This window comes from Microbacterium sp. NPDC080005 (assembly GCF_040702445.1).
In the GTDB taxonomy this organism is placed as follows: Bacteria; Actinomycetota; Actinomycetes; order Actinomycetales; family Microbacteriaceae; genus Microbacterium; species Microbacterium oleivorans_D.
Genome location: NZ_JBFBLD010000002.1, coordinates 686,652 through 699,366, shown reverse-complemented (window position 1 = coordinate 699,366; position 12,715 = coordinate 686,652). Strand labels below are relative to the sequence as shown.

Sequence of the window (12,715 nt, the reverse complement as noted above, 5' to 3'; positions counted from 1 at the left end):
GCTCGCACCCCAGGCAGTCCCACGGCGCCGAGGGGACGCGTAGGGTGAACGCGTGGACATCCGCGTCGCCGCGTACGCCGTCGTCACCGACGGGGATCGCATCCTGCTCGCCCACTGGAACAGCCCCACGCGACCGGCCTGGACGATGCCCGGCGGTGGCATCGACCCGGGCGAGGATCCGAAGGATGCCGCGGTCCGGGAGGTCCTCGAGGAGACGGGGTTCCACGTGGAACTCGACGGCATCCTCGGCACCGACTCGCAGGTGATCGCCGCGAAGGACAGACTGCACGGCGAGGGACCCATCCAGGCGCTCCGTATCGTCTACCGCGCGCACGTCGTCGGCGGCGACCTTCGGAACGAGGAGGACGGGTCGACGGATGAGGCGGCCTGGTTCCCCCTCGCCGATGTCCCGGGTCTGACCCGCGTCGGTCTCGTCGACACCGCGCTGCGGATGGCGGGGCTGCTCCCTCAGGCCTGACGCCCGCCCATCGGCTGGGAGATGTCGGCGACCGTCGCACCGTATGCGCGGATGAGATCGTCGGCGTCGACGAACAGGCTGAACCCGTGGGCACCGGCGCCCATCGCGATGCGTCGGCCGACGATGGACTCGTCCGCATAGACCGGCCAGTCCGTCGTGCTGCCGATGGGCGTGATCGTGCCGCGCTCGAAACCCGTGGCGGCCAGCGCGAGTTCGGGTTCGGGCAGCCGCAGCTTGTTCACGCCGACGACGGCGCGCAGCTTCGGCCACGAGATGGCCCGGTCGCCAGGGATGAGGGCGAACAGGTAGGTGTCGTCGCTGCGCTTGACGACGAGCGTCTTCACGATGTCGGATGCCGCGAGGCCCAGGAGCGTGGCCGCCTCCTCCAGGCTCCCCGCCGCCGGGCGGGCGACGAACTCGACCGACAAAGACCGGGAGCGCGCCGCTTCAGCGACGCGCTCCGACGGTACGGGCGTGGATTCAGGCATCCGGGGCGCGCAGCGGGTCGTCCGCCACCCACAGCTCGTCATCGGCGCGCAGCGTCTGCCACGCGGCGTAGAGCACACCCGCTGCCGCGGCGATGCCGAGGATGAGGGCGATGACGCCGCCGGCACCGGGGCCGCTCTTCTTCTCGGGGACGCTGAGCTTCTTGCTCGCCTTCTTGCCGGCCTTCTTCGCCTTCTTGCGGAAGTCCTCGGCGTCGAAGCCGCCGAGGCCCTTGCCCTTCGACAGGCGGTGACGCTGGTCGTTGGCGACATCCCACACCGACAGCGCGGTGCCCACGACGGCGCCCGCCGCGGGGACGATGGCGCCGTTGAGGACCTTGCGGCCCGTCTCGACACCGCGGCCGACGTACGGAGCGGCGTAACGCTCGTAGGAGTGCTTGGCGGCGGGCACCACGTGGTCGTGGTTGTACTTGCCGAGCTGGCGGCCCGCTTCGCGCGCGACCTCACCGGCCTGGCCCACCAGCACCTGCTGGGACTCCCAGAGGTTCGCAGCCTGCTTCTGCAGCTTGCGGAGTTCCTTCTTGGTCTTGCGGTTGAGGCTCACGGGGCCCTCCCTTTTCGGGGTTCATCCGGGGACGTAGTGGGTCCATACTGCCAGACGCATTCAGGCTGTGAGGGGGGTTGCAAGTGAGAGGATGATGGGTATGCCGATTCACTCCGCTGTCGCAACCCTGCACACCAACCACGGCGACATCATCGTCAACCTGTTCGGCGATCAGGCGCCGCGCACCGTCAAGAACTTCATCGGTCTCGCCGACGGATCCCAGGCGTGGACGCACCCCGCCACCGGCAAGCCGGGCGAGGGTCCGCTCTACACCGACGTCATCTTCCACCGCATCATCCCCGGCTTCATGATCCAGGGCGGCGACCCGCTCGGTCAGGGCATCGGCGGACCCGGCTACAACTTCGATGACGAGATCAGCCCCGAGCTGAACTTCGGCACGCCGTACCTTCTCGCCATGGCCAACGCGGGCCTGCGTCGCAACGCGATCACGGGCAAGGCCGAGGGCACCAACGGCTCGCAGTTCTTCATCACGACCGACCCCACCCCGTGGCTGAACGGCAAGCACACGATCTTCGGCGAGGTCGCCGACGACGCGTCCCGCGCTGTGGTCGACGCCATCAGCGCCGTCCCGACCGGTGCGCAGGACCGTCCGATCGAGCCCGTCGTCATCTCGTCGATCGACATCTCCGAGGCCTGATCCCTTCGTGACCTCGGCCGACCCCCGGACCAATCCGGACAACTTCTGCTACCGGCATCCCGACCGTCAGAGCTTCGTGCTCTGCCAGCGATGCCTCCGCACCATCTGCCCCGAGTGCCAGACCCCGCTCCCGGTGGGGGTCATCTGCCCGGAGTGCCTGGCGGAGCAGCAGAAGGGCGCGCGGTCGGCCGAGGTGCGGCGGATGCCGGGGCGGTTCGCACGCAAGATGCGCAGCGACCGCCCCGTCGTCACCTACGCCATCATGATCGTCACGGTCGCGGTCTACCTGGTGCAGCTGATCCCCGTCGTCGGCGGCGCGGTCACGGGTGCTCTCGCATTCGCCCCGCCCTATGTCGTGCCGGCCAGCGGTGCGCCCTTCGAACCCTGGCGGATGGTGACGGTGGCCCTCGTGCATTCGACACCGCTGCCCTTCCACGTCGCCCTCAACATGCTCGCGCTGTGGGCGCTCGGACGCAGCCTCGAGCCCCTGCTCGGCAAGGTCCGGTTCCTGGCCCTCTATCTCCTGAGCGCGATCGGCGGGTCGGTCCTCGTGGCGCTGATCGCGCCGGGCTCGGCGGTCGTCGGCGCATCCGGTGCGGTGTGGGGCCTGCTGACGGCGATGCTCATCATCGGGCGCCACGTCGGTGCGAACATCCTGCCGATCGCGATCCTGCTCGGGATCAACCTGGTGTTCTCGTTCGTGGGCGCCGGGGTCTCGTGGCAGTCACACATCGGCGGCGGCCTCGTCGGCCTGCTGGTCGGATTCGTCTTCGCGCGTACCCGCGCGCAGAACCGTCAGAAGCTGCAGGCGCTCCTGCTCATCGCGGTCGCGATCGGCCTCGTCGCCCTTGCGGTCACGGTGCCCGGTCTGCTCTACCTCTGAGTTATCCACAGATTCATCCCCAGGTGGGGATGAATCACACGGGTGTAATTCCGGTCGGAAGAGAGGGATGACGCCGGCTCAGCGCCAGCGAGTGGTCATCAAGAACCCGATGAACGCGATGCCGAAGCCGATCGCGAGGTTCCACGGTCCGATGTCGGGGATCGGGAAGGCCTGGCCGCTCAGGTAGAAGACGATGATCCAGATCAGACCGATGAGCATCAGCCCGAGCATGATCGGCTTGAACCAGACGGGGTTGGGGGCGGCTTCGCCCTCGGTCTGGACGAGTCGGTCGTCGTCCTTGTCTCCACGTGCCATGGGGGGAAGTCTACCTGCCAGCCCGGATTCAGCCTTCGCTGGCTAAACTCCGATCGTGACCGACTCCTCGCCCATGGAGCACCCCACCCGACGTTCGCGTCGCCCGCGTCCTCGTCGTCGCGCCACGGTGGCGAGCGTCCTCGGCGAGATCCTCCTCACCTTCGGCGTGCTGACGCTGCTCTACGTGTCCTGGCACACCTGGATCGGCGACGCCATCGTGCAGAGCGAGCAGCATGCTGCGGCGCAGGCGCTCGCCGACGAATGGGCGAATGAGGCCCAGGAGCAGCCGGCACCGTCCGAGACTCCGGCGCCGGACGTGACGGCGGAGCCCGGATCGCCGGCGGCGATCCCCGTCCTCGGCGACCAGTCGCACGGCGACGTGTTCGGGATCATGAAGGTGCCGCGGTTCGGGGCGAACTGGCAGTTCAAGATCGCCTCCGGCATCACCCGACCCGACATCCTCGATCGCGGGGAGATCGGGCACTACCCCGACACCGCGATGCCCGGAGCGGTCGGGAACACCGCCTACGCCGCGCACCGGTGGACCTCCGGCGCTCCCTTCGACCCCATCGATCGCCTGGTCATCGGCGACGCGATCGTCATCCAGACCAAGGCGGGCTGGTACACCTACCGATTCCGCTCGCTCGAGTACGTGCAGGAGACCCAGGTGGAGGTGCTGCTTCCGGTCCCCAACGAGCCGGACGTCGCCGCGAACGGCCGTTACCTCACGCTCACCAGCTGCGCGCCGAAACTGAACTCCCTGGAGCGCATCATCGCCTACGCCGTGTTCGATGAGTTCACTCCCGCCGCCGACGGACCGCCGTCGTCGCTGACCGGCGGGGTGGACGCCTGATGTACGCGGCTCTCTGGCGCGTACTGCCCGGTCCGTGGTGGGTGCGGGTGCTCATCCTGATCGTGCTGGCGGCGATCATCCTGTACCTGCTCTTCTACTACGCATTCCCGTGGGTCTTCCACACGCTCTGGCCGAGCGAGGAGTCCACCGTCGGCGGCGGCGGGTGACCGCCGGCATCCGGGTTCTCGTCGTCGACAACCACGACAGTTTCGTCCACACCCTGATCGGCTACCTCGTCGAGCTGGGCGCCGATGTCGAGATGGTCGAATCGGATGCCGCCGACGTCCTCTCCCGCATCGACGTTGCCGACGGCGTCCTCATCTCGCCCGGCCCGGGGACGCCGGAGGACGCGGGCGCGTCGATCGAGGTCGTCCGTCGATGTGCGACGACGGTGACGCCGCTGCTGGGCGTCTGCCTCGGACACCAGGCCATCGCCGCGGCGTTCGGCGGCGTCGTCTCTCACGCACCCGATCTCATGCACGGGCGGACGTCGGCCGTGCACCACGAGGGCGCGGGCGTGTTCGCCGGACTGCCGGATCCGTTCACCGCCACGCGCTACCACTCGCTCGCGGTCGAGCGCGGCGGTGTTCCGGCCGAGCTGCGGGTGACGGCCTGGACCGCACCGGGGACGGTCATGGGCCTCGCCCATCGGTCGCTGCCGATCGAGGGCGTGCAGTTCCATCCCGAGAGCGTGCTCACCGAGGGCGGCTATCAGCTGCTGGGCACGTGGTTGGAGAGCATCGGCGTGACGGATGCCGCCGCGCGCGGCGCCCGGCTCTCGCCGCACCGGACCGTGGTGTGATCGACCGGGTCAGCCGCTGCAGGTCGTGAGGACGATCTCGGAGCCCACAGGCACCTCGCCGATGGCCGACTGGACCTTCACCATCCGCGGGTCGGTGGCCGGGCACGACGCATCCTCCTGGACGACGGGCTCGAGGCCGTACTCGTCCGAGCTCAGGATCTCGACGGCCTTGTCGACCGTGTAGTTCAGCGCGAAGTCCTCGACGGTCACCGTGCCGGTGGCCACGACGAGGTCGACGGCGGTGCCCAGCGGGACCTCGTCGCCGGGGTTCGCCGCCGCACCGTCCACCGCTCCGCTGATGACGACATCGGCCGCGCGGTCAGGGTCGTTGCGTCGCGTGACGGAACCGAGCTTCAGGCCTTCCTGCTCGAGCGCGGCGGTCACCTCGGTGACGGTGAGGTTCACGAGTGTGGGGATCGCGGCCGTCTCGACACCCTCCGACACGTAGACGGTGACCTGATCACCCGGTGCGACGGTGGTGCCGGCGACGGGGTCTGTGCGCACGACGGCGCCCTCGGGGATGTCGGCGCTCGTCTCACCCACCTGCTGGGACTCGAGCTGGTCCTTGTCGAGAACCTGCTGCGCACGGTCCCAGGTCATCGTGACCACATCGGGAACGGTGAGGGCGTTCGGGGTGACGGTGCCTTCTTCGGGGCGGATGGTGCCCACCCAGATGAAGACGGACACGAGAAGGACGGCGAGCATCGCGATGCCCGCCCACACCCACGCGACCGGAGGACCGGCCTGGGTGCGTCGCATCGTGTCGTCGCTCGTGAGCTGGCGCAGCGAGCGGGCCGTCTCGGCGGCCTGCTTCGGGTCGGGGCCGTAGAGCTCGTTGCTCAGGTGCTCGACCCGCCGCTTGCTGGGGGCCTTGCGACCGGTCGCCGCGGCGAGGGCGTCGCGGAACGCGACCGCCGTCTGCGGGCGCTGGAACGGGTCCTTCGCGAGTGCACGCAGGACGAGCGTGTCGAGGGAACGCGGAACGGTGTCGACCACCTCGGACGGCGGGACCGGAGCCTCGGACACATGCTGGTACGCGACGGCGATCGGGTTCTCGCCTCGGAACGGCGGCTGGCCCGTCAGCAGTTCGTAAAGGACGATGCCGGCGGAGTAGATGTCGGCGCGCGCGTCCACCGGGTCGCCCTTGGCCATCTCGGGCGAGAAGTAGGAGGCGGTGCCGATGATCGCCGTGGTCTCGGCGACCGTCGACGACGAGTCGGAGACGGCACGGGCGATGCCGAAGTCCATGACCTTCACCTGGCCGGCATCCGTCACCATGACGTTGCCGGGCTTGATGTCGCGGTGGACCACGCCGGCACGGTGGGAGTACTCGAGGGCTTCGAGGATGCCGTCGGTGTAGCGCAGGGCGTCCTCGATCGGAACGGGACCCTCGCTGATGATGTCCTTCAGCAGACGCCCGGAGACCAGCTCCATGACGATGTACGGCTCGGGATGCGGCTGCCCCGCGGCATCCGTTCGCGTCTGCTCGCCGGCATCGAAGACGCGGACGATCGCCGGATGCGACATGCGCGACGCGGACTGCGCTTCGAGGCGGAACCGGGTGCGGAACGCGCCGTCCGCGGCGAGATCCGGCTCGAGGATCTTGATCGCGACCTCGCGCCCCAGGGTGAGGTCCTGCCCGCGGTACACCGAAGCCATGCCGCCTCGGCCGATGAGGTCATCGACGCGGTAGCGGCCCGAAAGCACGCGTTGCTGTACGGACACATCACTCCCCGGAATGGAACCCGGACAGCCTATCCGACCCCGCTCTAAAGCCTGCTGAAAGCGGACGTGATCAGCCGTCGGCGCCGTCGTCCCCGCCGTCGGCCGGCGGCGTCTCCTCGGGTGCGGCGACGATCGACGCGGACGCTTCCGGAGAACTCCCGGACTCGCGCTCGGTGCTCTCGCCCGAGCACGTCACGGTGTACGTCACCGAGAGCGCCTGGCTGCCGTTGTCGTCCACGACGATCCTCGCCGGGCGCTGATCGATGTCGAAACTCGCCGTCGACTCCCCGTTGGTGTCGAACACGCCTCCCGACAGCGTCATCGTGTAGCTCGACGCCGTCGGTGCACCCGCGGGGCAGGTGTAGCTGTCCCACATGACCTGGACGGTCGAACCCGCGGTGACCGTGCCGTCGCCGTTGCCGCCCTCGATGCGGGGGGCCGCGGGGGTCGCCATCTCGGCCGCCTCGGTGTACAGAGTGAGCGTGATGCGCTCTGTCGGCTCGGGGTTGCCCGTCGGGTTCACCCGGTAGACCAGCCCCACCTGAGCGTCGGAATCCGCAGCGTCTCCGTCTTGGCACACCACGTTCGGGTACCCGTTGTCGTTGAGGATCTTCGTCGCCTCATCGCACGTCTTGCCCTCGAGCCCGAGCGTCGCCGGGTTGGGGTTCGTCACTTCGGTCTCGGTCGGCGTCGGCGTCGGCGAGGATGCCGCGGGGCTCGACACCGCCGGAGGCCTCGACGAGCTCTGCACGGGTCCCGCCGAGTTCTGCGGCATGAACAGCGTGATCAGGAAGCCGACGAGGACGATCGTGAGCAGAACGATGAGCGCGACGAGGGGCCAGGTCCACGGGCTGCGCTTCTTCTTGCGCTGCCCCTGATCGGGCGCTGCTTGATCGGTGGACAGCGCGGCCGTCCCCGTCCCGACGGCGGCGGCCGCTCCGACACCGGCGGCCGCTGCCCCACCCGAGGGAAGGAGGCGGGTCGTGGCATCCGACCCCGGCGTCGGGGTCAACAGCTGCGTGAACGCGTCCGCGTCGGCGGCCCCGGCGATCGCCGGGACGATGGCCGCCGCGCCCGCGACGTCTCCGCGGCGCAGTGCACCGGCGGCGCGCGCGACGGCGGAGGTCGAGGCCGGACGGTCCTCGGGCTTCTTCGCGATCATGCTCATCACGAAGCGCTGGACCGGCTCCGACACGGTGTCGGGAAGCGGCGGCGGAGTGTCGTTGATCTGCGCCATCGCGATGGCGACCTGCGATTCGCCCGTGAAGGGACGACGGCCCGCGAGGAGTTCGTACGCGACGATGCCGAGCGAGTAGATGTCGGTGGCGGGGGATGCCGCGTGCCCCGATGCCTGCTCGGGCGAGAGGTACTGGACCGTGCCCATGACCTGGCCGGTCGCGGTCAGCGGCACCTGGTCGGCGATGCGGGCGATGCCGAAGTCGGTGATCTTGACGCGGCCGTCAGGGGTGATGAGGAGGTTGCCGGGCTTGATGTCGCGGTGCACGAGGCCGGCCGCATGCGCCGCCTGCAGCGCCGAGGCGGTCTGCGCGACGATGTCGAGGGTCTTGTCGGTCGACAGGGCGCCCTCGCGTTCGAGAATCGTCGAGAGTGCCTCGCCGGGGACCAGCTCCATGACGAGGAAGGCGGAGCCGTTCTCCTCGCCGTAGTCGAAGACGCTGGCGATGCCCTCGTGGTTCACGAGCGCGGCGTGACGGGCCTCGGCGCGGAAGCGCTCGAGGAAGCCCGGGTCGCCCATGTACTCGTCTTTGAGGATCTTGATGGCGACCGTACGGCCGATGACGTGGTCGGTGGCCTCCCAGACCTCCCCCATGCCGCCGATCGCGATCCGCGAGTCCAGTTCGTACCGTCCGCCGAAGCTCACACCCTGCGTCGGTCTCATTCGCTCAGCACCGCCTCAATCACTTTCTTCGCGATCGGGGCCGCGATCCCGTTGCTCGTGCCGTTCTGACCGAGCCCACCACCGTTCTCCACCATCACCGTGACGACCACTTCCGGGTCCTCCGCGGGCGCGAAACCGGTGAACCAGAGCGTGTAAGGGTCCCCCGGATTGTGCTCCGCCGTTCCGGTCTTCCCGGCGACGTCGACGCCGTCTATTCTCGCACCCGACGCGGCGCCGTTTTGGACATTGCCGATCATCATGGTCGTCATCGTCTCGGCCACCTCGCGGCTCAGCGCCTCGCCGAACTGCGTGTTCGCGGGCTCGTCCTGCACCGTCAGATCGGCGGCGACGACGCGGTCCACCATCCGCGGGTTCATGACGACGCCGTCGTTCGCGATGCCGGCCGCGACCATCGCCATCTGCAGCGGGGTGGCGCGCACGTCGGTCTGACCGATGCCGCTCAGGGCGGTCTGCGGCTCGTCGAAGCCCTCGGGGTAGCTGGACGCGGTCACGTCGAGGGGGATCTCGAAGGCGGAGTTGAATCCGAACTTCTGCGCCTGCTCCCGGATCGCGTCGGTACCCAGCTCGAGCGCGAGCTCCGCCATCGGGATGTTGCAGCTCAGGCGCAGGGCCGTCTCGAGGGTCGTCTTCTCGCCCGGGCCGCAGGTCCCGCGGTCGAAGTTGTGCAGGACGTTGTCCGTGCCGGGGAGCGTGAAGGTCGCCGGGTTGTCGAACTCGGATTCGGGTGTGTACTCACCCGATGCGAGCGCCGCGGAGGCGACCACGAGCTTGAAGGTCGATCCGGGGGGCTCCGTCTCGCGGGTCACCCGGTTGGTGAGCGGTCGGAGCGGGTCGGCCTGCAGCTCCTGATCGGCGGCGTTGACCGCCGAGCTGTTGTGCGACGCGAGCTTGTTCGTGTCGAAGCTGGGGCTCGTGGCCATCGCGAGGATGCGGCCGGTGTCGGGCTCCATCGCGACGACCGCGCCCTCCAGGCCGTCGAGGGCGTCGTAGGCGACCTTCTGCAGCTCGGGGTCGAGGGAGAGGAGTACGTTCGACCCGCGCGGAGGCTGACCGCTGACGATCTGGTCGAGGCGGGTGAGGAACTGCTGGCTGCCGGTGCCGGCGAGGGCGGCGTTCATCGCGTACTCGAGGCCGGTCGAGGAGCGGAGCACGGGGTTGATGAACCCCGTCACGGGCGCCCACATCTCGGCATCCGGGTAGGTCCGGATCCAGCTGTACACGTCGTCGCTGGGCGCGGACGAGGCGATCGCCGTGCTGCCGGCGAAGATCGTGCCACGCTGCACCGCGTAGGAGTCGTAGAGCGTGCGCCGGTTCTCGGGGTTCTCGTTCAGCTGACCTGCCAGGGCCACCTGGATGACGCTCGTCGAGGCGAACAGGCTGAGGAACATGAGGAGGACGACGACGCTCAGTCGTCGGAGCTGCTTGGTCATCCGATCACCACCCGGGGCCTGGAGCGGACGGCATCCGAGATCCTCAGCAGGATCGCGATGATGAGGAAGTTCGCGATGAGGGACGAACCGCCGGCCGCGAGGAACGGCATCGTCAGACCCGTCAGCGGGATGAGACGGGTGACGCCGCCGACCATGATGAACACCTGCAGCGCGAGCGTGAACGAGAGTCCCGTCGCCAGCAGCTTCCCGAAGTCGTCCTGCCCGGCGATGCCGATGCGGATGCCGCGGCTGACGAACACCATGTAGAGCGCGAGGATCGCGAAGACGCCGACCAGGCCGAGCTCCTCGCCGAGACTCGGCAGGATGTAGTCGTTGTGGGCGAGCGGGGTCAGGTCGGGCCGCCCCAGGCCCCAGCCGGTTCCGATGAGGCCGCCGTGCGCGAGGCCGAAGATGCCGGAGACGAGCTGGAAGCTGCTGCCGTTGATGTAGTCGGGGTTGAACGCGTCGAGCCAGTTCGAGAATCGCGACGCGACGTAGGGCAGGATCTGCGAGGCCGCCAGCGCTCCGGCGACGGCGAGCAGGACACCGAGGATCGCCCAGCTCGCCTTGCCCGTCGCGACGTAGAGCATCGCGATGAACATCCCGAAGATGAGGATGCCGGTACCGAGGTCGCGCTGCAGGACGATGATGCCCAGCGAGACGCCCCAGACGATCAGCAGGGGTCCGAGCTGGCGGGCGTGCGGCCACGTGATCCCGAGGAACCGCGTGCCCACCGAGGTGAGGGCCTCGCGGGTGCGCACCAGGTAGCCCGCGAAGAAGACCGCGAGGCAGATTTTCGCGAGCTCACCGGGCTGGAACGAGAAGACACCGGCCACCGACACCCAGACGTCCGCGCCCGCCTCGATGCCCAGCCCGGGCACGAACGGGAGCAGGAGCAGCAGGATGCCGCTGAGTCCGAACACGTAGGTGTAGCGGAAGAGCACGCGGTAGTTGCGCAGGAACACCACGATGAGGATCGCACCGCCGATCGCGATCGCCGCCCAGACGAGCTGGCGGAACCCGAGGGACGACCAGCCGACGCGGTCCTCCGCGATGTCGAGTCGGTAGATCATCGCGACGCCGATGCCGGTGAGGAGGGTGGCGATGGGGAGGACGAAAGGGTCGGCGTCGCGCGCGCAGATGCGCGTCACGATGTGGAGGGCGAAGGACAGTCCCGCGAGCCATCCGCAGTAGGAGAGGAAGGTCGGGTCGATCTCGTCGCGCGCGCCGAGCTGGACGAGGAGCACGGCCACGGTCGTGATCGCGATGGCGAAGAGGAGCAGACCCAGCTCGCGGTTGCGCTGGGTCGCCGGCATCCGGAGCTTCCGGAGCGCCTTGATGACCGTGGTGTCGGTCTCTACGGCCGCTGTCATGGGGTCCCCTGGCGGAGGTTGTCGACGATCGCCTGCGCGTCGGCGAGCGATCGGGCGGAGATGGTCTGCTCGACGGACTGCCGCTGATACGCGGGCAGGTCGGCGAGGAGGATGTTCGTGTCCTCGTAGGGCGTCGACAGCGAGATCGGGCCGATGTCCTGCTGGATGCCGCGGTAGATCACGACGCTGTCGTCGTCGGGGCCGACGAAGTAGCGGGTCTGCGTCCAGGCGTACCCGGCGAAGACGCCCGCGGCGAGGACGGCGACGATCGCGATGAAGCCGACGAACCACCAGACGCGGCGCCGGCGCGCACGGCGACGGTCCTCCTCGATGAGCTCCTCGAGGTACTCGGCGGCGGGTTCGAAGTGGCTGGGTTCGTTGGCCGCCTGCCGACCGGTCTGGAACCAGCCGGTGCGCGCCGGGCGGGCGACCGGGACCTCGATCCCCTTGGGGGTGGCGGCGGAACCGACGACGGTCGCTGTGCCGCTGAACATCGGATGGCGGCCGCCCACGTCGACGAGGACGATCGTGACGTTGTCGGGGGCACCGGCATCCAGAGCCAGCTTCAGGAGCATGTCCGCGGTGCGCCCCGGGGCGAGATCCTGCCGCAGGACCTTCGCGGTCTGCGCGTCGTCGACGACACCGCAGAGACCGTCGGAGCAGAGGAGCCAGCGGTCGCCCGGCTGGGTCTGCATGATGAAGGCGTCGACCTCGGGGTCGGTGCCCATGTCGCCGAGCACACGCATGAGGACCGAGCGGCGCGGGTGGTAGCGGGCCTCTTCGGGGGTGATGCGTCCCGAGTCGACGAGGCGCTGGACGAACGTGTGGTCCGTCGTGATCTGCGTGAGGGCGCCGTCGCGGAAGAGGTAGACGCGGGAGTCGCCGATGTGGGCGATGACGGCGTAGTCGTCGACCATGAGCACGGCGCTGACGGTCGTGCCCATCCCGGCGAGCTCGGGACGCTCGGCGACCGTGTCGACGAGGACGTGGGCGGCGTCGACGATGGACTCGCGCAGCTCCCGCTCGGCCTCGGCCGGTGTGGGGAACGCGTGGTCGAGGCCTTCGAGGTGGTGGACGGCGATGCTCGAGGCGATGTCGCCGCCGGCGTGACCACCCATGCCGTCGGCGACGACGAACAGGTTCGAGCCCGAGAAGCCCGAGTCCTGGTTGTTGGAGCGGACCTTCCCGGTATGCGAGATGGCGGCGCTCGAGCCCTCGAAGACCATC

General features: G+C 69.2%; 14 protein-coding genes. 6 read left to right on the top strand and 8 right to left on the bottom strand.

The window, feature by feature from the left end; genetic code table 11:
• The first annotated feature begins 52 nt into the window (after positions 1–52).
• A complete protein-coding gene (locus AB0259_RS10175; protein WP_366221894.1) occupies positions 53–478 on the top strand; it encodes an NUDIX hydrolase in 426 nt (141 codons plus the stop codon).
• Here AB0259_RS10175 and AB0259_RS10170 read toward each other — a convergent pair.
• Positions 469–966 carry a YbaK/EbsC family protein gene (locus AB0259_RS10170; protein WP_366221896.1) on the bottom strand — a complete coding sequence of 166 codons (498 nt, stop codon included), beginning with the start codon at positions 964–966 and terminating at the stop codon, positions 469–471. The two genes, AB0259_RS10175 and AB0259_RS10170, sit on opposite strands and share 10 nt — an antisense overlap.
• Positions 959–1,528 (bottom strand): DNA helicase, encoded by a 570-nt coding sequence (locus AB0259_RS10165; RefSeq protein ID WP_366221898.1) that lies wholly within the window; start codon positions 1,526–1,528, stop codon positions 959–961. Before AB0259_RS10165 ends, AB0259_RS10170 begins: the two co-directional genes overlap by 8 nt.
• Before the next feature lie 100 nt (positions 1,529–1,628).
• Between AB0259_RS10165 and AB0259_RS10160 the strand changes: the two genes are divergently transcribed.
• Positions 1,629–2,186: a peptidylprolyl isomerase gene (locus tag AB0259_RS10160; RefSeq protein ID WP_366221900.1), complete on the top strand. Its 558-nt coding sequence runs from the start codon at positions 1,629–1,631 to the stop codon at positions 2,184–2,186.
• Positions 2,187–2,193: 7 nt separating this feature from the next.
• A complete protein-coding gene (locus tag AB0259_RS10155) occupies positions 2,194–3,069 on the top strand; it encodes a rhomboid family intramembrane serine protease (RefSeq protein ID WP_366221902.1) in 876 nt (291 codons plus the stop codon).
• Positions 3,070–3,147: 78 nt separating this feature from the next.
• Here AB0259_RS10155 and AB0259_RS10150 read toward each other — a convergent pair whose 3' ends face one another.
• Positions 3,148–3,384, bottom strand: a complete 237-nt coding sequence (locus AB0259_RS10150; RefSeq protein ID WP_251577380.1) for a cell division protein CrgA — start codon at positions 3,382–3,384, stop codon at positions 3,148–3,150.
• A 55-nt stretch (positions 3,385–3,439) separates the two neighbouring features.
• Between AB0259_RS10150 and AB0259_RS10145 the strand changes: the two genes are divergently transcribed.
• Genes AB0259_RS10145 through AB0259_RS10135 form a run of 3 tightly spaced genes read left to right on the top strand, consistent with a single transcriptional unit; the run spans position 3,440 to position 5,039 of the window.
• Positions 3,440–4,237, top strand: coding sequence for a class E sortase (locus tag AB0259_RS10145; protein ID WP_366221904.1), 798 nt, complete (start codon positions 3,440–3,442; stop codon positions 4,235–4,237).
• On the top strand, positions 4,237–4,404 hold the full coding sequence (locus tag AB0259_RS10140) for a hypothetical protein (RefSeq protein ID WP_251577382.1): 168 nt from the start codon (positions 4,237–4,239) through the stop codon (positions 4,402–4,404). The genes AB0259_RS10145 and AB0259_RS10140 overlap by 1 nt, the downstream gene beginning before the upstream one ends.
• Positions 4,401–5,039, top strand: a complete 639-nt coding sequence (locus tag AB0259_RS10135) for a gamma-glutamyl-gamma-aminobutyrate hydrolase family protein (RefSeq protein WP_366221906.1) — start codon at positions 4,401–4,403, stop codon at positions 5,037–5,039. The genes AB0259_RS10140 and AB0259_RS10135 overlap by 4 nt, the downstream gene beginning before the upstream one ends.
• A gap of 9 nt (positions 5,040–5,048) precedes the next feature.
• Here AB0259_RS10135 and pknB read toward each other — a convergent pair whose 3' ends face one another.
• From pknB to AB0259_RS10110, 5 genes are all read right to left on the bottom strand, one after another.
• Entirely contained in the window at positions 5,049–6,746 is a 1,698-nt protein-coding gene (gene pknB / locus AB0259_RS10130) for a Stk1 family PASTA domain-containing Ser/Thr kinase (RefSeq protein ID WP_366222706.1), read from the bottom strand.
• 88 nt (positions 6,747–6,834) lie between these two features.
• A complete protein-coding gene (locus AB0259_RS10125; protein WP_366221908.1) occupies positions 6,835–8,664 on the bottom strand; it encodes a protein kinase in 1,830 nt (609 codons plus the stop codon).
• Entirely contained in the window at positions 8,661–10,115 is a 1,455-nt protein-coding gene (locus AB0259_RS10120; RefSeq protein ID WP_366221910.1) for a penicillin-binding transpeptidase domain-containing protein, read from the bottom strand. The genes AB0259_RS10125 and AB0259_RS10120 overlap by 4 nt, the downstream gene beginning before the upstream one ends.
• Positions 10,112–11,488: an FtsW/RodA/SpoVE family cell cycle protein gene (locus tag AB0259_RS10115; RefSeq protein ID WP_366221912.1), complete on the bottom strand. Its 1,377-nt coding sequence runs from the start codon at positions 11,486–11,488 to the stop codon at positions 10,112–10,114. Before AB0259_RS10115 ends, AB0259_RS10120 begins: the two co-directional genes overlap by 4 nt.
• Complete coding sequence (locus AB0259_RS10110; RefSeq protein WP_251577387.1) at positions 11,485–12,714, bottom strand: PP2C family serine/threonine-protein phosphatase; 1,230 nt, start codon at positions 12,712–12,714, stop codon at positions 11,485–11,487. Before AB0259_RS10110 ends, AB0259_RS10115 begins: the two co-directional genes overlap by 4 nt.
• Position 12,715: the final 1 nt, after the last annotated feature.

Excerpts from the sequence above, each read along its gene's own strand:
- AB0259_RS10170 (WP_366221896.1), bottom strand. The coding sequence starts at position 966 with ATGCCTGAATCCACGCCCGTACCGTCGGAGCGCGTCGCTGAAGCGGCG.
- AB0259_RS10160 (WP_366221900.1), top strand. The coding sequence starts at position 1,629 with ATGCCGATTCACTCCGCTGTCGCAACCCTGCACACCAACCACGGCGAC.
- AB0259_RS10150 (WP_251577380.1), bottom strand. The coding sequence starts at position 3,384 with ATGGCACGTGGAGACAAGGACGACGACCGACTCGTCCAGACCGAGGGC.
- AB0259_RS10140 (WP_251577382.1), top strand. The coding sequence starts at position 4,237 with ATGTACGCGGCTCTCTGGCGCGTACTGCCCGGTCCGTGGTGGGTGCGG.
- AB0259_RS10125 (WP_366221908.1), bottom strand. The coding sequence starts at position 8,664 with ATGAGACCGACGCAGGGTGTGAGCTTCGGCGGACGGTACGAACTGGAC.
- AB0259_RS10120 (WP_366221910.1), bottom strand. The coding sequence starts at position 10,115 with ATGACCAAGCAGCTCCGACGACTGAGCGTCGTCGTCCTCCTCATGTTC.
- AB0259_RS10115 (WP_366221912.1), bottom strand. The coding sequence starts at position 11,488 with ATGACAGCGGCCGTAGAGACCGACACCACGGTCATCAAGGCGCTCCGG.
- AB0259_RS10110 (WP_251577387.1), bottom strand. The coding sequence starts at position 12,714 with ATGGTCTTCGAGGGCTCGAGCGCCGCCATCTCGCATACCGGGAAGGTC.